Genomic DNA, 21,726 nt, shown 5'->3' with positions numbered 1-21,726 from the left:
CACCCGCGCGGCCCGTGGTTCGGCCGTACGAGCCCCGGTGGTCAGGCTGTGGCCTCCGAACCGGTTCCCTCCGGTTCCCGATGCTCCAGGCTCGCCGTCTACGCCCGATCAACGATCGATCACCGGCCCCACCCGCGACCTTCACCCCGGCCTCACATCCCGCCCGACTGTCAGTCCCTCCTTGTACGGTCGGTCCCGGTGACAACGCTGCCGATCCGAGAGTGTGACGCATGTTCAGGACAGACCCGGAGACGCCCGACCTCTTCATCACCCCGGTCGAGGACGTCTTCATCCGCAACCACCTCGGGCCGCACCCGCGGCTCGAGGCGGCGACCTTCTCGCTCACCGTCGAGGGCCTGGTCGAGCGGCCCCTGCGGCTCGACCTGCACGCGCTCCGGGGCCTGCCGCAGACCCGCTTCACCGCCGTCCACGAGTGCTTCGGCAACCCGCTGCGCCCCGACGTGCCGACCCGCGCCGTCACCAACGTGGAGTGGGTCGGCATCCCGCTCGCCGCCGTACTGGACCTCGCCGGTCCGCGCCCGGAGGCCCGGCACGTCTGGCTGGAGGGCGCCGACCACGGCGCCTTCGCGGGCGAGAGCGGCGTGAACTACCTCAAGGACCTGCCCCTCGACCAGGCGGGCTCCGAGGTGTTCCTCGCGCACACCATGAACGGCGAGCCGCTGCCCCCCGACCACGGGTACCCGCTGCGGGCGGTGGCGCCGCGGATGTTCGGCACCAACTCGGTCAAGTGGCTGACCAGGATCGTGCTGGCCGCCGACCGCCCCGAGCACCTCTTCACCACCCGCCTGTACGTCCGCACGCTGCCCGGCGAGAGCGAGGCTCGGCCGGTCCGCGAGAAGGACGTCAGCAGCAAGCTGCTCACCCTGCGGGACGGGCAGTCCGTTCCGGCCGGGAGCTGTGAAGTGGCGGGCTACGCCTGGAGTTCCACCGAGGTGACGGCCGTCGAGGTCGCCGTGGACGACGCCGACTGGCAGCCCGCCGCCCTGGACGGGCGCGGCCCCGACCCCACCTGGCAGCGCTTCCGCCTGCGGTGCGACCTCGCCCCGGGCCCGCACCGCGTCCGCTGCCGGGCCACCGACTCCGCCGGGCGGGTCCAGCCGCTCACCGGGGACCGGAACGCCGTCCACGAGGTGCACGTGGTGGCCGAGGCGCGGGAGTCCGCCGGGGTCGGCGCGCGCCCGGCCGGGCGGTGATCGCCGGGGAAGCGAACAGACCGGGGCACAGGCGGACCGAACCGGGCGGGATGGGACGATACCTGCCATGTCTAGCAAGTCTCCATCGGTCCAGGGCGCCGGCGCCCCGCCCGACCCGCTCCTGCGTCTGCTGCTCGAACTGGGTGAGGCCCTGTTGGGCGGCGGTCTGCCCGTCCATGAGGTCGAGGAGGAGCTCCGCGGGCTGGGGCGGGCGCTGGGGGCTCCGCAGGCGCGGGTCGCGGCCCTGACCAACGGACTGTTCGTCGCCCTGGGCGCGGACGAGGCCACCCGGTTCCAGCCGGTCGGCGCCGCGCTGCGGTTCGAGCAGACGGCCGCCGTCCTCCATCTGGTGCACCGGCTGCGCGCGGGTGAGCTCGACGGGCCCCGGGCGCTCGCCGAGCTGGACGGGATCCGGCGGGCGCCGGCCCGCTGGCCGGCGTGGGTGGCGGACCTCGGTGCGCTGCCGGTCGGGGTGGGGGTCTGCCTCTTCCTGCAACCGGTCGCGGCGAACGTGCTGGCGGCCGGGCTCGGATCGTTGGTCGTGGCGGGGCTGACCGTGCTCGCACGGCGGTTGCCGTACCTGCGGCCGCTGCTGCCCGTCACGGCCGGGTTCCTGGTCGCACTGCTGGTCCTGTCGCTGGCGCGGGCCTCTCTACTGGACGGCTCGTTGCGGACGATCGTGGCCACGCTGGCGATCCTGCTGCCGGGCGGGCTGCTGGTCACCGGGTTGTCGGAGATCGCCGCGGGTGCGGCCAGCGCGGGTACGGCCCGGCTGGTGTCCGGCGCGGTGCAGCTGGCGCTGTTCCTCGCCGGGGTGGCGGCGGCCGCGAGCGCGATCGGCATGCCGGCCACGGCGCTGGCCAATGTGCAGGTGGCCAAGCCGAGTTGGTGGGTGATCGGGCTGGGTCTGGCGATCGCCGTGGCCGGGGTGGTGGTCAACGTCAACACGCCGCCCTCGGCGATCCCGTGGATCGTCGCGGTGATCGCGGTCAGCGTCACCGTCCAGGTGGTGGTGGGATCGGTGCACGGCGCGGCGATCGGCGGCCTGGCCGGGGCGGTCTCCGCCGCGGTCGCGGCCACCCTGGTGCACTGGGTGCCGGGCGGTCCGCTCTGGCAGGTGCTCTACCTTCCGGCGTTCTGGATCGTGGTGCCGGGCTCCTTCGGCCTGTTGAACACCGCGCAGATCGAGGTCGGCAACGGCGCGCAGCCGGTGCTGGCGGCCGTGTCGGCGGTGTTCGGGGTGTCGATCGGCACCCTGATCGGCTCGGTGATCAGCCGGATCCCCCGCCCCTCCCTCCCCGTCCTGCAGCCTCGGGCGTGAGCCGGACGGCGGGAGAGGCGGCGGGAGGGACGGGGAGGAGCGGGGCGAGGAGGAGCGGCCGACGAACCCGGTCAGGAGTGGCGTAGCGCTTCGGTGAGGCGGTGCGCCGCCTCGGTGACGGCCTGGGAGAGCTGGGCACCGGGGTGGCGGGTGAGCCGTTCGATCGGGCCGGAGACCGAGACCGCGGCGACGACCCGGTTGGACGGGCCGCGGACGGGCGCGGACACGGAGGCGACCCCGAGTTCACGTTCGCCGATGGACTGGGCCCAGCCGCGGCGCCGTACGCCGCTGAGGGCGGTGGCGGTGAAGCGGGCGCCCTGCAGGCCGCGGTGGAGGCGTTCGGGTTCCTCCCAGGCGAGCAGGACCTGGGCGGCGGAGCCGACCTTCATGGGGAGGGTGATGCCCACCGGAACGGTGTCGCGCAGGCCGGAGAGCCGCTCGGCGGCGGCCACGCAGATCCGGACCTCGCCCTGTCTGCGGTAGAGCTGGGCGCTCTCGCCGGTGACGTCGCGCAGGTGGGTCAGGACCGAGCCGGCGGCGGCCAGCAGGCGGTCCTCGCCGGCGGCCGCCGACAGCTCGGAGACGCGCGGGCCGAGGATGAAGCGGCCCTGCATGTCCCTGGTGACCAGGCGGTGGTGTTCGAGTGCCACCGCGATCCGGTGGGCGGTGGGCCGCGCCAGGCCGGTGGCGGCGACGAGTCCGGCCAGGGTGGCGGGACCGGCCTCCAGGGTGGCGAGGATCGAGGTGACCTTGTCGAGCACACCGACGCCGCTCGTGTTGTCCATGGAATGGGTACTCCGTCTCAAATCCCGTGAGCGGCGGGTCGGCGCTGCTCACGGAGGCTCCGGGCGGGGAGCGGGGGTGGTCAGCGAGGACAGGCCGGAGAGGAAGTCGGCCGATTGCCTGCGCCGGGCACGAGACGGGTACGCGAAAGGGCCGGGGCGGGAAGCGCCCGGGCGAAGGACAGCACAGAGAGCACCGTGTCTCCTCATCTTTCCCGCGCCACAGTGGCGACAGGCCGGAGTTGGCACTGATCCCGGACGGCACGGCGCGTACTTCGGACGCCGGGTCGACCGGGGAGTTGCCGGGGCTTCGTAGGGCCGGTCCCTCCACCCCTCTGGATGATTCGCGAAGAACCATACAAGACTCCCCGGGCAGCACGTCAAACCTCCACCCCTCACGCGCAGGCAGCGGCGGGCGGCCCGCCGGCCGGGCCTTCCCCGGTGGGCCCCCCGGTGGGCCCGATTCGTGGGAGAGTGGAGGAGTCGGGAGTTCCGGCCTGAGCGGTGGCCGACCTCCCCCCGGAGACACTCCAGAGGTCTCCCATGACACAGCTGAACGAGATCCGCTCCATCGCCCCGGAGGCCCTCGCCGTCGCGGGTGTGCTGGACCCGCCGGTCGCGGCCGGGGCGGGATCGCGGGGCTACGACGACTTCGTCGACCCAGGCGACCTGCCGGACTCCGCGCAACCGTGGCAGTGGCACTGGTCCCCCGACCTCCTGTCGCGGCTCGCGGAGGACAGCCGGCTGCAGGTGAAACTGGGCTACAGCTGGTTCGAGGCCGCGGGCAGCGCGGCCGGACCGGTGCGACTCACGCTGTACGGGGTGCCCCACCGGAGCCGGCACGCGCTGGCGACGCGCCTGGCCGAGGCCCGTCCCGCGGTCGGCGCGGTCTTCATCGCGGACGACACCCTGGAGCCGGAGCCCCGCTGGCAGTGGCCGCTGCGCCTCTGCGCCGTCACGACGGAGGCCGCCGAGGGCCTGTTCGCCGTGCTGGACCACGACGCGGAGGTAGCTCCGGTCATCGACGTGTACACCCTCGGCGAGCAGGACGGGGACTGCGACGTGCTGGCCGTCTCCGGCGCCGCCGAGCTCGACGCGCTGACGGCCGGCGGCGGCCTCAGCGCCGTCTGCCTGGCCTGGTGCGCCCCACAGCCGCCCGACCCGCACCAGCTGGCCCAACTCGACGCGGCCGCGCGCAGGCTCGACGCCTCCGGCTGGGTCGTCGCGGACCTCTCGGCGACCGGCGCGGTCGACTGGCTCGACCGGTTCGTCCGCCATCTCTCCGAGAACCTCGCCCTGGACGAGGCGGCCGGCCGCGCCGGCTCCTGGCTGACGGTGGCCCACCCCGGGCTCGCCGAGCACCACGCGGTGGCCGAGGGCCTGGCGGCCGCGGTCGAGCCACCCCCGGCCCCCGCGGTGCCGCCACCCCCGGTCGAGCCGGCCGAGCTGCCGGCCGGTGGCTCGGCCGAGCCTTACGCCGGTGGCCTCGGCGGGCAAGCGGCGGACGACCTCCGTCTCTCCGACCGGCGGCCGCCGCTCGCGGCCCTCACCGACCGGATCCGCCGCGCGGCCGCAGGCGTCCGGTTCAACGGGATGCGACTCGGCGGGGTCGTGGCCGACGCCGTCCGGGAGGTCCGCCAGGCCGGAGCGGCGCCCGGCGTGACCAACGACCGCTACCTCCAGGCACTCGTCAGCGACCAGCAGACGGGCAACCGGCTCCTGCGCGCCTTCCACGCCGGCGCGGTGAACGAGATCCACCTCCGGGTGGGTCCGCACAGCGCCGAGTGGCACCAGATGGCGTCCGCGTTCCCCGAGCAGGGCCTGGAGTTCCGGGGCGGGGCGGCGCGCCTCACGGTCGCCTTCGGCGAGGAGCGGGACCAGGCACTCCTCCACGAGCCCGTGGAGGTCTTCCTGCCCCGGCGGGGCGCCTCCAGCGAGGCCGTCTTCCCGGTGACGGTCGGCGCCCAGGAGCGGGAGATCCGGTGCACCGCCCGCGTCTACTACCGCAAGCGCCAGCTGCAGCGGCTGGTGATCAGCGGCCCGGTCGCGGCGTCCGACGACCCCGTGGACGGGCGGGAGATCGCGATCAACGGCGAAGCGTACGACTCGCTCGCCGAACCGCCGAGTCGGCACGACGACACCGACGCGGGCGCGGGCGCGGGCGACGCAGCCGACAGCACGGCAACCGACGCCCGCTCGGCGACGATCCGGATCGTGAGCGACGAGGTCCTGGTGGTCGGCACCGGCGAGAACGGCCCGGTGCGGATCCCGGATCTCGACCGGTTCCGGGCCGGAATCCGGGGCCTGCTCAACCAGTCCGTGAACGAGGACGCCGCCGCCACCGGCGCCGGCCCCGGCCCCGGCTCACCCGCACCGGTCGGCCTGCTCCGCGGCCTCGCCCAGCAGGGCAGCTCCCTCTACCAGCAGTTGGAGCAGCAGGGGTGCGGCGGTTTGAAGGACGCCGCGTCGCTCCAGCTGGTGTCGGCCGAGACGGCCGAACTCTGGCCGCTGGAGTTCGTCTACGACTACGGGTATCCCGCCGACACCGCCAAGCTCTGCGACGGCTGGCAGCACGCCCTCGAAACCGGGATCTGCTCCTGCCGCCGCCCGGACCGCTCCGGCGTCCTCAGCCGCAGGACCATCTGCCCGCTCGGCTTCTGGGGCCTGCGCATGGTGATCGAGCGCCGGGTGGAGCGCGCCCAGCTCGACCGCAGCGTGGTCGAACAGGCCCCGCAGGGCACCCGCAGCACGCTGCGCCCGGTCGACGGCGCGCTCTTCGCGGCGAGCAGGATCGTCCGCAAGGCGGACCGGGACCACGCGGTCGGCACCCTGCTGGACTCGTTCGGACCCGACGCCCTGCACACGGCCGACAGCTGGAAACGCTGGCGGCAGGTGGTCAAGACCGAAGGTCCCCCGCTGCTGCTGGCCGTTCCCCACCACGGACACGACCAGGGGGCGACCCCGGTCCTGGAGATCGGCCGGGCGAGCAAACTGCCGTCGCTCCTGATCGACCGCCGGGACATCGTCTCCGACCTGCACGATCACGAGGTCGGCCCGGTCGTCATGCTGCTCGGCTGCAACACCGCCCAGGAGGACGTCAGTTGGCAGAACGTGGCAGCGAGGTTCCTGGAGAAGAGCGCCCCGGTCGTGGTGGGGACGCTGGTACCGACCCTCGGTCGCCAGGCGGCGGTGATGGCGGGCATCGCCGGCGTGATGCTCGCCGGGAACACCCGCGAGGACCTGACCATCGGCGAGTTGGTGCGCGACATCCGGCGGCAGCTGCTCCTCCGGGGTTGCACGCTGGCCATGGCAGTCGTGGCCTTCGGCGACGCCCGCTGGCTGGTCGGCAACCGACCGCCAGTGACCGACGACGGGCCGGCAGCGGTCGGTGGTGGGGGTGGAGGTGGGGGTGGGGGTGGTGGGGGTGGGGGTGGTGGGGATGGTGGTGGGGGTGGTGGCACACCGGAAGCCGCACCGCAAGGCGCACCGGGAGGCGGATCGTGATCACCATCGAGATGCTGCCCGCCGCACACGGCGACGCACTGTGGGTCGAATGGCCCGGCAGCGGAACGGACGTCCACCGCATGCTGGTCGACGGCGGCCCGAGCCCCGTCTACCCGGCGGTCTTCGCCCGGGTGAAGGCACTGCCGGCCCGCAGCCGCCACCTGGACGTCCTGGTCGTGACCCATGTGGACGGCGACCACATCGAGGGCGTCGTCCGCCTCCTGCAGGACCGCGCCGCGCTGAACCTCGCGATCGACGACGTGTGGTTCAACGGCTGGCCGCAGGTCTCCGAACGGACCGACCTGCTCGGCGCCGCCCAGGGCGAGATGGTCCAGGCACTGATCGACCGTCAGAAGCTCTCCTGGAACGCCGCCTTCGGGCTTCCCCGCGCGGGGAAGGCACCGCCCGCCCTCTGCCTCGCCGACCGGGGAGCGCTGCCGACCGCCGAACTGCCCGGCGGCGCCCGGGCGACCCTGCTCTCCCCCGGCCGGCCCGAGCTGGACGCGCTGCTGCGGGAGTGGGGGCGGACGGTGAGGAGCCTCGGCATGACCCCCGGCGACCCCGACCAGGCCCTCGCCCTCCTGGCCCAGCGGAAGAACCTGCGCGGCCTCGGCACCGACCTCCTCGGCGGCGAACGGCTCGACACCTCCGTGCCGAACGGTTCGAGCATCGCCTTCCTGCTGGAGCACGACGGACACCGGCTGCTGCTCACCGGCGACAGCCACGGGGACGTCCTCGGGCGCGGCCTGGACCGGCTGCTGAAGCAACTCGGCGGGACCAGGCTCACGGTCGGCGCCCTCAAGGTCCCGCACCACGGCAGTGCGGCCAACACCACGGACGGCCTGCTGTCCCGGCTGGACACCCGCCGCTTCCTCGTCTCGACCAACGGCGACAAGTTCCACCACCCCGACGCGGCCGCGATCGACCGCATGATCGCGGCGGTGGACCACCTCGACGCGGCGGACGGCGGCCCGGTGGACGGCAGCACGGCGGACGGCGGCGCCGCTCCGGCCGAACTCGTCTTCAACTACCGCAGCCGCACGACGGAACCGTGGGCCGACGCCGCGCAACAGCGCGAGCGCCACTACACCGCCGTCTACCCGGCGGCGCCCGCGACCGGCACGACCGTGGAGGTCTGATCATGGCCAGCATCGGTGTAGCCCTCTCCGGAGGCGGCTACCGCGCCACCATGTGGGGCATCGGCGCCCTGCTGTACCTCGCCGACAGCGGCCGACACCGGGACGTCGTGGCGATCTCCTCGGTGTCCGGCGGCTCGGTCGCCAACGGAGTAGTCGCCCACGAGACCGACTACCGGCAGGACCCGGGCGCGGACTTCGCCGAACGCGTCCGTCCGCTGATCCGCCACTGCGCCCGCGTCGGCCTGTTCTTCTGGGGGCCGTCCACCAACCGGTACGTGCGCTCGCTCTTCGCCCTCGCCGGCCTGGCCGTGCTGACCCTGCTCGCCGGGGTCGCCGCCACCGCCGTCGAGGGTCTGCGCCTGCTCTCCGGCGTGCTCCTGGGGGCAGGGCTGCTGCTCCTGGCCGGTGCGGTGGTGGTCTTCGAGCGGCGCAGCGCCGTCGTGGACCGGGCGCTGGCCCGCGAGTTCTTCCACGGCGACGGCGACGGCGCCGCGACGGACCTCTCCGCCGTGCGGCGCTCCGTCGACCACGTGTTCTGCACCACCGAGTTGCAGAGCGGCGACCACTTCTACTTCTCGCCGGCGTTCGTCTACGGATTCCGGTTCGGCACCGGCGTTCCGGGCGGCCTCCCGCTCTCCACGGCGGTCCAGTCCTCGGCCTGTCTGCCGGGCGCGTTCGCCGTCCGGCGCCTCCCCACCGCCCGCCACCGCTTCCCGCCCCCGGCCGGTCCCACCGAGGCGGCGACCGATCTGGTGCTCACGGACGGCGGGGTGTACGACAACATGGCCGACGAGTGGCTGGTGGGGCTTCCCGAGCGGGCGCGGCGCCCCGACCACCCGCCGGCCGCCTACGACGTCGACGAGATCGTCGTGGTCAACGCCTCGGCCGGGATGACCTGGCAGCCGTTCCGCGCGTCGCGGGTTCCCGCGATCGGCGAACTGCTCGCGCTGGCCCGCATCAAGAGCGTGATGTACGACGTCACCACCAGCCACCGGCGCAGCGAGCTGGTCCAGTGGTCCGACCGGGCCGGACGGACCGGCGGCCCGGTCGGCGCGCTGGTTCACATCGCGCAGTCGCCGTACCGGGTGGCCGACGCCTACGCGGGCGCGGCCGACACGGGCGGCGGAAGCGGCGGGAGCGCCGGGAGCGGATCGGGTTCCGGCAGCGGGACGGCCACCGGGACCGGGACGGCCACCGACGGCGCGGCCGGCACCGGGTACGGCCCGGACCTCGCCGCCCGGGCCGCCCGGGCCAAGGAGGTGCTCGACCTGCTCGGCGACGACCCGGGGCGGCGCGCCGTCTGGGAGGAGCGGACGACCAGGAGCCGCACCACCAGGACCGTGCTGCGCAAGCTCGGCGCCGACACCACCGCGGACCTGCTCCTGCACGCCTACACGCTCACCGCGTGCAACCTGCACGTCCTGCTCGACTACCCGCTGCCGGCGGCCCTTCCGGACCGCGGGTACTTCCTCGGCCTCACCACCGGCCCAGGTACGCGGAGTTGACACCGGGGCGACACCGGGGCACGCCGAGGGCCACCGACGCCCGCCGGCCCGCCGCGGCCCGCGGCCGGGTCAGGGCACCGCCGTCACCAGCGGTCGTGCACCTGCGGCCGGATCCGGCGGTCGTAGAGTTCCCGCACGGCGTCCAGGGTGGCCGTCGGCAGCGGCGCCGACCCGGCAGCGGCCGCGTTCGCCCGGGCCTGCGCCACGTTGCGGGCGCCGGGGATCACCGTGGTCACGCCCGGCTGCTGGACGATCCAGCGCAGCGCCGTCTGCGCCGCGGTGGCGCCCTCCGGGGCGAGCGCGGCGAACTCAGCCGCCGCCTCGACGCCGGTCGCGAAGTCCACGCCGGAGAAGGTCTCGCCCTGGTCGAAGGCCTCGCCGTGGCGGTTGTAGGTGCGGTGGTCGTCCGGCGGGAAGACGGTGCGTTCGCTGTACCGGCCCGAGAGCAGGCCGGAGGCCAGCGGCACCCTGGCCAGGATCCCCACCCCGGCGGCCTCGGCGGCGGGCAGCACCTGTTCCAGCGGCTTGAGCCGGAACGCGTTGAGGATGATCTGCACGCTCGCGACGCCCGGGCGCGCGATCGCGGTCAACGCCTCCGCGCAGGTCTCCACGCTCACCCCGTACGCGGCGATCCGCTCCTCCGCGACCAGGGTGTCCAGCGCGTCGAAGACCTCGTCCGAGGAGTAGACGGGCGTCGGCGGGCAGTGCAGCTGCACCAGGTCGAGTCGCTCCACCCCCAGGTTGGCCCGTGAACGGTCCGCCCAGGCACGGAAGTTGGCGAGCTGGTAATGCTCGGGGCGCTGCTCGACCCGGCGCCCGAACTTGGTGGCGACGAACACGTCCGCGTCCGGGCGGTCCTTCAGGAAGCGGCCGATCAGCCGCTCGCTGCGGCCGTCGCCGTAGACGTCGGCGGTGTCGAAGAGCGTGACGCCTGCTTCCACGGAGGCCTCCAGCACGGCGAGGGCGTCCTCCTCCCGGACGTCACCCCAGTCCGCGCCGAGCTGCCAGGTGCCGAGTCCGATGATCGAGACGGGCCGACCGGTGCGGCCGAGTACGCGATGTTCCATGGGGCGAGCCTCTCACGCCGCTCACGTCCGCCCCCGCAGCCGTCGATCCGCGCGTCCGGCTCGCGGCCTTCCGATGGCGACTCCGTAGGCGCATGTACGCACCTGCGCACGGGAACGCCCTACGATGGGCGAATGAGCACCGGCACCCACCTGGCAGATGCACACCGCTCGCAGCAGCGGGCCGAGCAGCGCCTGGACGTCGCCGCGTCCGTGCTGACGCTGTTGGCCGACCGGACCAGGCTCGCCCTGCTGGAGCGGCTCGGTCGGGGCGAGGCGGATGTCACCACGCTGACCGAGGCGACGGGCGCCGCCCGGCCGTCGGTCAGCCAGCACCTGGCCAAGCTCCGGCTCGCCGGTCTCGTCGCCACCCGCAAGGAGGGGCGGCGCGTCGTCTACTCGCTGCGCCACGGCCACCTGCGCCGGCTCGTCGACGAGGCGCTGAACGTCGCCGACCACCAGATCGGCCACCTGCCGCCCCACGACTGACCCGCACGGGCGGGCCGGACAGCGGGCGCGCCGGACAACCGGGGCGGGTCGACTTCCGACGAATAGGTGCACACGTACGCACCTGTTCCTATGATGGGTTGACCACCCCACTGCCGACCGGGACGGGGCCCATGCTGTCCGTGCTGCGCAACCGCGCCTACCGCCACCTCTTCACCGCCCAGGCCGTAGCCCTGGTCGGCACCGGCCTGGCGACGGTGGCGCTGTCCCTGCTGGCGTACCGGATCGCCGGCAGCGACGCCTCGGCGGTCCTCGGTACCGCGCTGGCGATCAAGATGGTCGCCTACGTCGCCATCGCGCCGATCGCCGGCGCACTCGCCGGGCGGCTGCCCCGACGGACGCTGATGGTCGCGATGGACCTCACCCGGGCCTGCGTCGCGCTCGCCCTGCCGTTCGTCGACCAGGTCTGGCAGATCTACGTCCTGGTCTTCCTGCTCCAGGCCGCCTCGGCCGCCTTCACCCCGACGTTCCAGGCCACCATCCCGGACGTCCTGCCCGCCGAGCGCGACTACACCAACGCCCTGTCGATGTCCCGGCTCGCCTACGACCTGGAGTCGCTGTTCAGCCCCGCGCTCGCCGCGCTGCTGCTGTCTGCGGTGTCGTACGACTGGCTGTTCGCCGGGACGGCGGTCGGCTTCCTCGCCTCCGCCGCCCTGGTGGTCTCCGCGGTCCTGCCCAAGCCCGCCCCGGTCGAACGCGCAGGCGGCGGCCACGCCAAGGCCGCCTTCGGCACCCGGCTGTTCCGGGCCACCCCCCGGTTGCGTGCCCTGCTCGCCCTCGACCTCACGGTCGCCGCCGCCGGCGCGATCGTGTTCGTCGACACGGTCAACGTCGTCCGCGACCACTTCCACCGCCCGGCCGGGGCCGTCTCGCTCGCGCTCGGCGCCTACGGCGTCGGCTCGATGCTCACCGCGCTCCTCCTGCCCCGCCTCCTCGCCCGCACCGGCGACCGGGCGATCATGCTGCCCGCCGCCTTCTCCCTGCCGGCCGTCCTCGCCGCCGTCACCGCGATCTCCGCCGTCCGGGCCGGCACCGGATCGTGGGTGGCCCTGCTCGCCGCCTGGGCCCTCGTCGGCGCCGGCAGCTCCGCCGTGCTCACCCCCGGCGGACGCCTCATCCGCCGCTCGGCCGCCGACGCCGACCTGCCGGCCGCGTTCGCCGCCCAGTTCTCCCTCTCGCACGCCTGCTGGCTGCTCACCTATCCCCTCGCCGGATGGCTCGCCGCCGGCGCCGGACTGCCCGTCACCGCCGCCGTCCTCGGCGTCGTCGCCCTGGCCGCCGCGACGGGAGCCGCCGCCCTGTGGCCGGCCCGCGACCCCGACGTGCTGGAGCACCTGCACACCGATCTGCCCACCGGCCACCCCCATCTCGCCGACGCGCACGCCACCGCCACCGGCGCCTGGCGGCACGGCCACCACTACGTCATCGACCGCCACCACCACGCCTGGCCCCACCCGACCGCCACCGGCACCCGCACCCGCACGCGGGCCACGACCGGCTGACCCCACCCGGGGAAGCGGATCGTCAGAACCACTCGGGGCGGCACTCCCCCGCCGTCCGGTCGAGGCTGTCGAGCAGGTCGAACTGCGGCCCGGTGCGCGGTAGTTCGACCCGGAAGAAGTACCGGGCTGCCTGCCTCTTGCCCTGGCGGAAGGCGTCCGTGCCGGCGCCGAGCGCGAGGAACTGCTCCAGCCAGATCCAGGCCAGCACCACATGGCCGACGGCTTCCAGGTAGACGGTGGCATTGGCCAGCGCGGCCGCCGGGTCCCCGGCGGCCCACAGCGTGGCGGTGGTCCGTCCGATCCGGGCCGCCGCGGCGTCCAGGCGGGCGGCGAGGTCGGCCGCCTCGCCGCCGGCCGCCGCGGCCCGCGCGGTGGTCGCCGCGAGGGTGTCGAGGAGCAGCCGCAGTCCCGCGCCGCCGTCCATCACGACCTTGCGGCCGAGCAGGTCCAGTCCGTGGATACCGTGGGTGCCCTCGTGGATGGGGTTGAGCCGGTTGTCCCGGTAGAACTGCTCGACGTCGTACTCGCGGGTGTAGCCGTAGCCGCCGTGCACCTGGATGGCGAGGTCGTTGGCGGCCAGGCACCACTGCGACGGCCAGCTCTTGGCGATCGGCGTCAGGACGTCCAGCAGCAGGTGGGCGCGGGCCCGGTCGGCCTCCTGCTCGGCGGTGGCCTCCTCGTCGAGCAGCCGGCTGCAGTACAGGCCGAGGGCGAGCGCGCCCTCCACGTAGCTCTTCTGCGCCAGCAGCATCCGACGTACGTCCGCGTGCTCGATGATCGGCACCTGCGGGGCGTGCGGGTCCCTGCCCCCGAGCGGGCGGCCCTGCGGGCGGGTGCGGGCGTAGTCGAGGGCGTGCAGGTAGCCGGTGTAGCCGAGCGCCGTGGCGCCCTGGCCGACGCCGATGCGTGCCTCGTTCATCATGTGGAACATGTACGCGAGCCCGTGGTGGGGCTCGCCGACCAGGTGGCCGACCGCGCCCGGGGCGCCGCCGGGGGTGTGCCGGCCCTCGCCGAAGTTGAGCAGGGCGTTGGTGGTGCCGCGGTAGCCCATCTTGTGGTTGAGACCGGCGAGCACCACGTCGTTGCGCTCCCCGAGCGTGCCGTCCGGCCCGACCAGGTACTTGGGCACGATGAACAGCGAGATGCCCTTCACGCCCGCCGGACCGCCGGGGATCTTGGCCAGCACCAGGTGGACGATGTTCTCGCTGAGCTCGTGGTCGCCGCCGGAGATCCACATCTTGGTGCCGGTGATCCGGTACGTGCCGTCGGCGGCCGGCACCGCCCGGGTGGTGATGTCGGCCAGCGAGGACCCGGCCTGCGGCTCCGACAGGCACATGGTGCCGAAGAAGCGGCCGTCGACCATGGGCCGCACATATGTGTCGATCTGCTCCCGGCTGCCGTGCGCCAGGAGGAGGTTGGCGTTGCCGACGGTGAGCAGCGGGTAGGAGGCGGTGGCGATGTTGGCGGCCTGGAACCAGGCCCGGCAGGCGTTGGCGACCACGACGGGCAGCTGCTGACCGCCGAGGTCGTAGTCCATGGAGGCGCCGACCAGGCCGGCCTCGGCGTAGACCCGCAGGGCCTGCCCGACCTCCGGGATGAGGTGCACCCGCTCGCCGTCGAAGCGGGGCTCCTCGGCGTCGTTCTTCTTGTTGTGCGGGGCGAAGTGCCTCGTCGCGATGGACTCGCTGAGCTCCAGCACCGCGTCGAAGGTGTCCCGGTCGTGGTCGGCGTAGCGGGGGCGGCGGGTCAGGGCGGTGACGTCCAGCCAGTCGTGCAGCAGGAAGTCGAGGTCGCGGCGGGAAAGCAGGAGGGAGTCCAAACCAGGCATCCGATCGACAGCGGGACGGCGGGACAGGGGGACGGCGGGGCAAGGGGACGGCGGGACAGGGAGCCGACGTACGGGGCACCCGGCATCTTCCCGCCTGCCGCCCCACCGACACAACGGTCGGCGGCTGACCTGTTTCTCAGACGACGGGTCCGATCCTGTCGGTACGCACGGGTAAGGTGGTGGACCGTGGCCAGTCGTAAAACGTCGATCTTGGAAGCAGCTGCGCGGGTGATCGCCCGGCGCGGGGTGCGCGGGCTGCGGGTGGAGGAGCTCGCGGCGGAGGCCGGCGTGTCGACCGCACTCATCTACTACCACTTCAAGGACCGTACGGGGATCCTCCGTCAGACCCTGGAGTTCATCAACGACCGGGCGGAGCGCTACACGACCGAGCGCGCCGCGGACGCACCGCCGCTGACGCCGCGCGAGGAGCTGGAGCAGACGCTGCTGCTGGAGCTCCAGGACACCGTCGAGGTGCGGGAGAACAGCACCGCCTGGGGTGAGCTGCGGGCGAGCGCGGTGTTCGACGACACGCTGCGCGAAGACCTGGCGCGGGCGACCCGGATCTGGGTGCAGGAGATCGCCGAGCTGCTCGGCGTGGAGCGGCCGATGTCCTCGGCGGTCGTGCTGGCCGGAGCGGCGGAGCGGCTCACCGCACTGCTGGAGGGGCTGAGCACGCGCTGGCTCAGCGGCAGCCTGCCGCTGGCACACGCCCGGACGCTCATGGTCGACGCGATCGACGCCGAGGTGGCCCGGCTCGGCTCCTGAGCCGCCCGGATCCACACCGATCCGCCCGATCAGCCCCGATCCGCACCGGTCAGCACCCATCGGCACGGAGCGCCCCGGGCGCGTCACACTCCGCACGGCAGCCGTCAAGGATGCGTCAGGGCACGCCCACGCGTTTGACTGATTTTTCAGTCAGTGCGAGCCTGAAGCCGCAGGGCAGGGTGTCGGCCGTCGGCCCCGCTCCGTGGTGCGCCGGTGCGTCGCGGCGCGAAGAGTGGAGCCGGCGGCCCCGCGCACCCCTCCCGGCACCGTCGCACGATCTGGAGACCCTCATGACCCACCACCGCGATGACCGTTCCACCGGGCCGTACTGGGTGCCGGCGGACGACGTCCCGCACGCGCGGACCTGGATGTCCTGGCCCTCCCGCCGGGGTGTGTGGGGACTGCGCCTGGGCGGCGTCCAGGAGGACATCGCCCTGATCGCCCGCACGATCGCCGAGTTCGAGCCGGTGGTCATGTGCGCCCCCGACGACTGGACCGCGGGCAAGGCCCGGTCCCGGTGCGGCTCCGCGGTGGAGGTGATCACCGCCATCCCGACCGACGACCTGTGGATGCGCGACATCGCGCCGGTCTTCCGCCGCGACGGGTACGGCGGTCTGGACGCCGTGATCCTCAACTTCAACGGCTGGGGCAACAAGCAGGTGCACCACGACGACGCCCAGGTCGCCGAACTCCTGGCCACCCGCCGGGGCCTGCGCCACTCCTACGCGGACTTCGTCGGCGAGGGCGGCGCGATCGAGACCGACGGCGACGGCACGGTGATGGCCACCGAGAGCAGCCTGGTCAACAAGAACCGCAACCGCGGCATGAGCCGGGACGGGGTCGAGGAGGCCGTCCTGGAGACCTACGGCGCGGACACGATGATCTGGCTGCCCGGGATCAAGGGCCAGGACATCACCGACGACCACGTGGACGTCACCTCCCGGTTCATCCGGCCCGGCGTGGTGATGGTGCAGCTGCCGCCGGCGGACCGCAACGACGCCTGGGCGCGCGACGCCCGCGAGCAGTTCGCCATCCTGTCCGCCGCCACCGACGCCCGGGGGCGCCGTCTGCAGGTCCTCCCCGTGCACGGCCCGGACACCGTCCGCTCCCGCAGCTCCAAGTTCGTCGACTCCTACCTCAACTTCCACGTCGTCAACGGCGGCGTGATCACCGCCCAGTTCGGCGACGCGTACAAGGACGCCGCCGCCAGGGAGGCGCTCGCCGCGGCCTTCCCCGGCCGCGAGGTGGTGCAGATCGACGTCGACCGCCTGATGGCCGGGGGCGGCGGCATCCACTGCTCGACCATGCACGAGCCGCTGCCGTAGCCGTCGCGGCAGCCACAGCCACAGCCACAGCCACAGCCACAGCCACAGCCACAGCCACCGAAGCCCCCTCCACCGCCCAGACCCTCAGCTGGAGTTCCCGTATGTCCAACGCCCTGTCCCGCCGCACCCTGATGCGCTCCCTCGCCGGTGTCGGCGTCGGTGCCCTCACCCTCGGCCTCACCGCCTGCGACCCCAACGGCGTCGAGGACGTCGACCCCACCGTGCCGCCCCAGCAGCCCGGCGGCGCCCCCGGCGGCACCCCCGGGGTGCGCCGCTTCGGCGCCGAGTGGGACAAGCACCTGCGCACGGTGATGTCCTGGCCGGCCTCCGAGAACGTCTGGGGCGACCAGCTCCCGGACGTCCGCCGGGACGTCGCCGGCCTGGCCCAGGCCATCGCCGCCCGTGAACCGGTCGTCCTGATGGCCCGGCCCGAGCAGAAGGACGCCGCGCAGAAGGCCTGCGGCTCGGCCGTCGAGGTGGTGCCGATCGCCGTCGACGACCTGTGGGCCCGGGACACCCTGCCGGTGTTCGTCGAGGAGGGCGGCAGGGTCAAGGGGGTCGACTTCAACTTCAACGGCTGGGGCGGCAAGCAGCAGCGCGGCAACGACTCCAAGGTCGCCCGGGCGGTGCTGGCCAAGTACGGCGTCGAGGGGATCGAGACCCGGCTGGTCGCCGAGGGCGGCTCCTTCGAGACCGACGGGCAGGGCACCCTGATGGTCACCGAGAGCTCCGTCGTCAACGACAACCGCAACCCGGGTATGAGCCGGGACCAGGTCGAGGCCGAGCTGAAGAGGCTCCTCGGCGTGACCAAGGTGATCTGGCTGGCGGGTGTCAAGGGCAAGGACATCACCGACGCCCACGTCGACTGCCTGACCCGCTTCGCCGCCCCCGGCGTGGTCCTGCTCGACCAGGTCTTCCCTGGCAGCCCGGCGGACGTCTGGTCCCGCTCGGCCGACCAGGCGCGCGCCGTCTTCCGGGACGCCACCGACGCGACCGGCAGGAAGCTGCAGGTGGTGGAGCTCCAGCAGCCCGACCCGGACCGGATCACCGGCCGCGGCGACGCCTTCGTCTCCTCGTACATGAACTTCTACATCGGCTCGAAGGGCGTCTACCTGCCGAAGTTCGGCGACGCCAGGGCCGACGAACGGGCGCAGCAGATCCTGAAGCAGTACTTCCCGAGCCGGGAGATCGTCCCGGTGAAGATCGACGCGATCGCGGCCGGCGGCGGCGGCATCCACTGCGCCACCCACGACATCCCCGCTCTCGGCTGACCGGACGGGCCGGCCCGGGGGCGTGCGGACGGGCTCCGGGACCGGCCACCGTTCGGGGCAGGGTCCGGTCGGCGGACCGGACCCTGCCCCGTCGAACCGGCCCGGAGCGTCCCCCGTCACGGGCCGGAACCGGCCGCGCCCGCCGCCTCGGCCTCGGCCTCGGCGCGCTTGCGGCGCTCGACGCGGGTGCAGGCCACGACGGTGAACGTCAGGCACGCCGCGATGATGCCCTCAGCCCAGAAGAAGGCCAGGTAGTCGATGAGCGAACCGATCGGGGGCGAGCCGGGCGCGGCGTTGCGCATGCCGATGAGCGCGAAGAGGGTCGCGGCCATCCACCCGAGCGAGGGCCACACCATCCCCTGCCGCCCCCGGTAGAGCACCTCGGCCCCGGCCATCACCGCCAGGCCGAGCGCCCACATGGCCGCGATCATGAACCAGGCCAGGATGAAGGTGCTGCGCGCCCTGGTGACCGTGCCCTCCAGGACGATCGCTCCGGACGGGTGCGGGGTGCTGGTCGGGTGGACGACGAAGAACGGGTCGGCGTCCACGAAGACCACGCCGACGGGGATGCCGCCGGTGGTGTCCGCGGCCGCGAACGACAGCGCGAAGTGGTGGCGGTCGAAGGGGTAGTCGGTCACGGTGCCGTCGTAGAAGTTGGCCGGCACGGGCTGGGGCGTCGCCGCCTCCCCCGGCGCCGCCCGCAGCTCGGTGCGGACCGCCGACTGGACGGTGATCACGACCTGCCGGCTGAAGGCGGAGGTGCCCGGCCCCGCCGCGAGGCCACCGTGCGGGACGGGTACGACGAAGAGGGTGAGATCGCCCGTCCCGGGGTTGATGTCCTGGGAGGTGACGTCCAGTTCGATCCAGTCGCTGACGCCCGGGAGGGCCAGTTCATGGGCCTGCTGCCGGGTGTCGCGCTCGTTCAGGTACAGCGCGACGCCGGCCGAGCACAGCACCGCCACGATCAGCAGGGCGAGGAGGAGGCGGTTGCCGCGCCGCCGCGACGCGCTCACGCGCCGGTGGCCGGCTGCTGCTGGGTGGCGCAGTGGATGCCCCCGCCGCCGGCGGCGATGTGGTTGATGCCGACCAGGGTGACCTTGCGGCCCGGGTGGAGGTCGCCGATGATGCCGGCCGCCTGGTCGTCGGCGGCCTGGTCGCCGAAGCGCGGCACGATGACGCCGCCGTTGCAGACGTAGTAGTTGATGTAGGTGGCGAGGAAGTTCTTGCCCGCGCCCTGGATCAGGTCGACGTCGGGCTCGGGGAGGTCGACGACCTTGAGCGTGCGGCCCTTGGCGTCGGTCGCGGACCGGAGCACCTGGAGCGCCTGCGCGGAGGCGGCGGTCCAGACGTCCGGCGGGGTGTCGGCGGCGGGGCGGTGCAGGACAACGGTGCCGGCCTCGGCGAAGCGGGCGAGGGCGTCGACGTGGCAGTCGGTGATGTCCTGCCCGGCGACGCCCTTGAACCAGATCACCTTCTCGACGCCGAGCAGGTCCTTGAAGCTCGCCTCGATCTGCTCGCGGGACTTGCCGGGGTTGCGGTTGTCGTTGACCCAGGCGCTCTCGGTGGCCATCAGGGTGCCCTCGCCGTCCACCTCGATGCCGCCACCCTCACCGGTGATCGGCGCCTGGAGGCGGGTGATGCCGTAGTGGGCGAGGAGGTTGCGGGCGACCTGGCCGTCGTTGGCGTGGGTCTGCTTGTTCCCCCAGCCGTTGAAGTCGAAGTCGACCCCGGCGAGCCCCTGCGGGCCGGTGACGAAGGTCGGGCCGGTGTCCCGGGCCCACAGGTCGTCGACCGTCAACTCGAGCACCTCGACCGAGGATCCGCAGGCCTGCCGGGCCTGGTCGGCCTGGTCGGGGCGGGCCAGCAGGACCACCGGTTCGAAGCCGGCGACGGCCTGGGCCAGGCCCGCGATGTCCTGCCGGACGCCGGGCAGTTGGTCGCCCCACACCTCCTCCAGCGCGGGCCAGGCCATGAAGGTGCGGGTGTGCGGCTGCGACTCGGCCGGCATGGTCCGCCCGGCGGCGGCCGGGCTGCCCGCCGGGGCCGCGCCCGAGGCCGTGGCGCTCGGGCCGGGCTGCTCATCGCCGCCGCCGGAGGAGCAGCCGCCGAGCAGGGCCAACGCGGCGAGCGCGGCCCCGGATTGCAGGAGCGAGCGGCGGGACGGCCGGGGGTGAGCCATGAGTCCTCGTTCCGTTGAGTGCCGGCTTCGGCTCCGCACGCTACTGACAGGAAGGTCAGGATCCGGCGCGGCACGCATCCGCCGTTCGGGGGAATCCGCTCCCGGGGTGAACCAGGCGAGGACGGAGGTGTTGCGGGACCGGGACCGTTCTTCCGGGCCGTCCTTCCGGAGCCGTCGGGCCTGGTCACCCTCGACGGCACCCCGCTCCACTCCGAACCCGCCGACACCGTCCCGCTGAACCGCCTCTACTTCCTGTGAGGCGAACGCCTCCCACCGGGATCGAGGAGCCGCTCGGCGGCACCCGGCCGGCCGACTCCTCGAGCGAGGACCGTGCATCCTGTCCGCGCGGGCGGCCGGCCTACCCATCCCCGCCGCGAACCCGGCCGGAGGAAGCGGCGGCGGCCGGGCCGAACCCGAGAGGCGGTGGCCCCGCCCGCCGCCGATACTGGGGCCGCGACCCCCGGGAGGAACCATGGACTACGGGATCGGAGTACGGCTCGACCGGCCGTACGCACAGACGGTCGAGGCGGTCACCGCCGCCCTCAAGGAGCAGGGCTTCGGCATCCTGACCACCATCGACGTCCGGGCGACCCTGCGCGAGAAGATCGGCGCCGAGATCGAGGACTACCTGATCCTCGGCGCCTGCAACCCCGCCCTCGCCCACCGGGCGCTCGAGGCCGACCGCCGCATCGGACTGCTGCTGCCCTGCAACGTGGTCGTCCGCGCGGACGGCGACGCCACCGTGGTGGAGGCCGTCGACCCGAAGACGCTGGTCGCGCTGGCCGGCCCCGACGGCGGACTGGGCGAGGTCGCAGACGAGGCGGCCCGGCGGCTGGGCGCCGCCCTCGACACCCTGCGCGGCTGAGGGAACACATCATGACGCCGATGTAGGGAGCAGACCATGACCGGACCCGTCGTCGTCGGCTTCGACGGCTCACCCGAGAGCCTCACCGCCACCGCCTGGGCCGCCCGCGAGGCGCAACGCCGCGACTGCCCCCTGCGCCTCCTCCAGGCCTGGCCCTGGCCGCACCGGGACGTGGCCGGCAGCGAGCGGACGCACCAGCGATCGGTGGAGCAACTCGCCGCCCGAGAATCCGAGTTGCGCGCCGCCGTCGAAGTCCCGGTCAGCTCCTCGCACGTCCCCGCCGCCCCGGCCGAGGCCCTGGAGGACGCCGCGCGCGACGCCGTCCTGCTCGTGCTCGGCTCCCGCGGCCTGGGCGCCGTCCGCGGTTTCCTGGTCGGCTCGGTGAGCCAGGAGGTGCTGCGCCGGGCCGCCTGCCCGGTGGTGCTCGTCCGGGCCGGCGAGGACGAGCCGGACGGCCCCGTGCTGGTGGGCCTCGACCTCGCCCATCCGGCGGACGACGTGCTCGCCTTCGCCTTCGACGCCGCCGCCCGACGCTCGGCCCCGCTGCGCGTCGTGCACGTCTGGTCCCCGCCGGTCGGCACCGAGTACATGGCCTTCGACGCCATCGGCGGCCTCCAGGAGGAACTCTCCTCCGCCGAACGGACCCGCTTCACCGAGCTGCTGGAGCCCTGGCGGGCCCGCCGCCCCGAGGTGGAGGTGACGACCGACCTGATCCGCGGCAGCGCCGGCGTCGCCCTCGTGGACGCCGCCGCCACCGCCCGTCTGCTCGTCGTCGGGCGGCGCGTCCGGCGCACCCTGCTCGGCACCCACCTCGGCCCGGTCGCCCACTCGGCGATCCACCACGTGCACTGCCCGGTCGCTCTCGTCCCGCATGACTGACCCGACTGCGGGTAACCGGGCCGTGGGTCAACCGCACGGTGGGTCAACCGCACGGTGGGTCAACCGCGCGGTGGGT

Annotated in this window: 17 protein-coding genes and 1 riboswitch; of the genes, 12 read left to right on the top strand and 5 right to left on the bottom strand. The window is 73.8% G+C overall.

Going from position 1 to position 21,726, the window contains the following annotated elements; all coding sequences use genetic code 11:
• Nucleotides 1-230 precede the first annotated feature (230 nt).
• Together ACZ52J_RS23355 and ACZ52J_RS23350 are read left to right on the top strand one after the other, a co-directional pair.
• Entirely contained in the window at nt 231-1,214 is a 984-nt protein-coding gene (locus ACZ52J_RS23355; RefSeq protein ID WP_465621371.1) for a molybdopterin-dependent oxidoreductase, read from the top strand.
• A gap of 67 nt (nt 1,215-1,281) precedes the next feature.
• Nucleotides 1,282-2,535, top strand: coding sequence for a threonine/serine exporter family protein (locus ACZ52J_RS23350; protein ID WP_465621369.1), 1,254 nt, complete (start codon nt 1,282-1,284; stop codon nt 2,533-2,535).
• A 71-nt stretch (nt 2,536-2,606) separates the two neighbouring features.
• On the opposite strand, the gene ACZ52J_RS23345 is transcribed toward ACZ52J_RS23350, so the two are convergent.
• On the bottom strand, nt 2,607-3,320 hold the full coding sequence (locus ACZ52J_RS23345; RefSeq protein ID WP_360498981.1) for an IclR family transcriptional regulator: 714 nt from the start codon (nt 3,318-3,320) through the stop codon (nt 2,607-2,609).
• 200 nt (nt 3,321-3,520) lie between these two features.
• Nucleotides 3,521-3,663, bottom strand: a riboswitch (SAM riboswitch).
• 197 nt (nt 3,664-3,860) lie between these two features.
• Between ACZ52J_RS23345 and ACZ52J_RS23340 the strand changes: the two genes are divergently transcribed.
• Genes ACZ52J_RS23340 through ACZ52J_RS23330 form a run of 3 tightly spaced genes read left to right on the top strand, consistent with a single transcriptional unit; the run spans nt 3,861 to nt 9,465 of the window.
• Nucleotides 3,861-6,821, top strand: coding sequence for a hypothetical protein (locus ACZ52J_RS23340; protein ID WP_465621367.1), 2,961 nt, complete (start codon nt 3,861-3,863; stop codon nt 6,819-6,821).
• Complete coding sequence (locus tag ACZ52J_RS23335) at nt 6,818-7,960, top strand: ComEC/Rec2 family competence protein (protein ID WP_465621365.1); 1,143 nt, start codon at nt 6,818-6,820, stop codon at nt 7,958-7,960. The genes ACZ52J_RS23340 and ACZ52J_RS23335 overlap by 4 nt, the downstream gene beginning before the upstream one ends.
• Nucleotides 7,961-7,962: 2 nt before the next feature.
• Complete coding sequence (locus tag ACZ52J_RS23330) at nt 7,963-9,465, top strand: patatin-like phospholipase family protein (RefSeq protein ID WP_465621364.1); 1,503 nt, start codon at nt 7,963-7,965, stop codon at nt 9,463-9,465.
• Between the two features lie 83 nt (nt 9,466-9,548).
• Here the strand turns inward: ACZ52J_RS23330 and ACZ52J_RS23325 are convergent, their stop codons facing one another.
• Nucleotides 9,549-10,532: an aldo/keto reductase gene (locus ACZ52J_RS23325; protein ID WP_465621362.1), complete on the bottom strand. Its 984-nt coding sequence runs from the start codon at nt 10,530-10,532 to the stop codon at nt 9,549-9,551.
• A gap of 132 nt (nt 10,533-10,664) precedes the next feature.
• Here ACZ52J_RS23325 and ACZ52J_RS23320 point away from each other — a divergent pair, with 132 nt between their 5' ends.
• On the top strand, nt 10,665-11,018 hold the full coding sequence (locus tag ACZ52J_RS23320) for an ArsR/SmtB family transcription factor (RefSeq protein WP_360498971.1): 354 nt from the start codon (nt 10,665-10,667) through the stop codon (nt 11,016-11,018).
• 131 nt (nt 11,019-11,149) lie between these two features.
• Nucleotides 11,150-12,538 (top strand): MFS transporter, encoded by a 1,389-nt coding sequence (locus ACZ52J_RS23315; RefSeq protein WP_465621414.1) that lies wholly within the window; start codon nt 11,150-11,152, stop codon nt 12,536-12,538.
• Nucleotides 12,539-12,560: 22 nt separating this feature from the next.
• Here ACZ52J_RS23315 and ACZ52J_RS23310 read toward each other — a convergent pair whose 3' ends face one another.
• The gene (locus ACZ52J_RS23310; protein WP_465621360.1) at nt 12,561-14,366 is read right to left on the bottom strand and encodes an acyl-CoA dehydrogenase; all 1,806 of its coding nucleotides are present in this window, start codon (nt 14,364-14,366) and stop codon (nt 12,561-12,563) included.
• A gap of 186 nt (nt 14,367-14,552) precedes the next feature.
• Between ACZ52J_RS23310 and ACZ52J_RS23305 the strand changes: the two genes are divergently transcribed.
• The 3 genes from ACZ52J_RS23305 (at nt 14,553) to ACZ52J_RS23295 (ending at nt 17,727) form a co-directional block, all read left to right on the top strand.
• Nucleotides 14,553-15,131, top strand: a complete 579-nt coding sequence (locus ACZ52J_RS23305; protein ID WP_465621358.1) for a TetR/AcrR family transcriptional regulator — start codon at nt 14,553-14,555, stop codon at nt 15,129-15,131.
• Between the two features lie 290 nt (nt 15,132-15,421).
• On the top strand, nt 15,422-16,456 hold the full coding sequence (locus ACZ52J_RS23300; protein ID WP_465621357.1) for an agmatine deiminase family protein: 1,035 nt from the start codon (nt 15,422-15,424) through the stop codon (nt 16,454-16,456).
• A 101-nt stretch (nt 16,457-16,557) separates the two neighbouring features.
• Entirely contained in the window at nt 16,558-17,727 is a 1,170-nt protein-coding gene (locus ACZ52J_RS23295) for an agmatine deiminase family protein (protein ID WP_465621355.1), read from the top strand.
• A 116-nt stretch (nt 17,728-17,843) separates the two neighbouring features.
• Here the strand turns inward: ACZ52J_RS23295 and ACZ52J_RS23290 are convergent, their stop codons facing one another.
• Nucleotides 17,844-18,740 (bottom strand): DUF4436 family protein, encoded by an 897-nt coding sequence (locus ACZ52J_RS23290; RefSeq protein WP_465621354.1) that lies wholly within the window; start codon nt 18,738-18,740, stop codon nt 17,844-17,846.
• A complete protein-coding gene (locus ACZ52J_RS23285) occupies nt 18,737-19,906 on the bottom strand; it encodes an agmatine deiminase family protein (protein ID WP_465621352.1) in 1,170 nt (389 codons plus the stop codon). The genes ACZ52J_RS23290 and ACZ52J_RS23285 overlap by 4 nt, the downstream gene beginning before the upstream one ends.
• A gap of 472 nt (nt 19,907-20,378) precedes the next feature.
• Here ACZ52J_RS23285 and ACZ52J_RS23280 point away from each other — a divergent pair, with 472 nt between their 5' ends.
• Both ACZ52J_RS23280 and ACZ52J_RS23275 read left to right on the top strand, forming a co-directional pair.
• The gene (locus ACZ52J_RS23280) at nt 20,379-20,771 is read left to right on the top strand and encodes a DUF302 domain-containing protein (RefSeq protein WP_465621350.1); all 393 of its coding nucleotides are present in this window, start codon (nt 20,379-20,381) and stop codon (nt 20,769-20,771) included.
• Between the two features lie 36 nt (nt 20,772-20,807).
• Nucleotides 20,808-21,650: a universal stress protein gene (locus ACZ52J_RS23275; RefSeq protein WP_465621348.1), complete on the top strand. Its 843-nt coding sequence runs from the start codon at nt 20,808-20,810 to the stop codon at nt 21,648-21,650.
• The last annotated feature ends 76 nt before the right edge of the window (nt 21,651-21,726 follow it).

It is taken from the genome of Kitasatospora sp. NPDC034035, from assembly GCF_055575755.1.
This window is presented reverse-complemented; position numbering and strand designations above follow the sequence as displayed.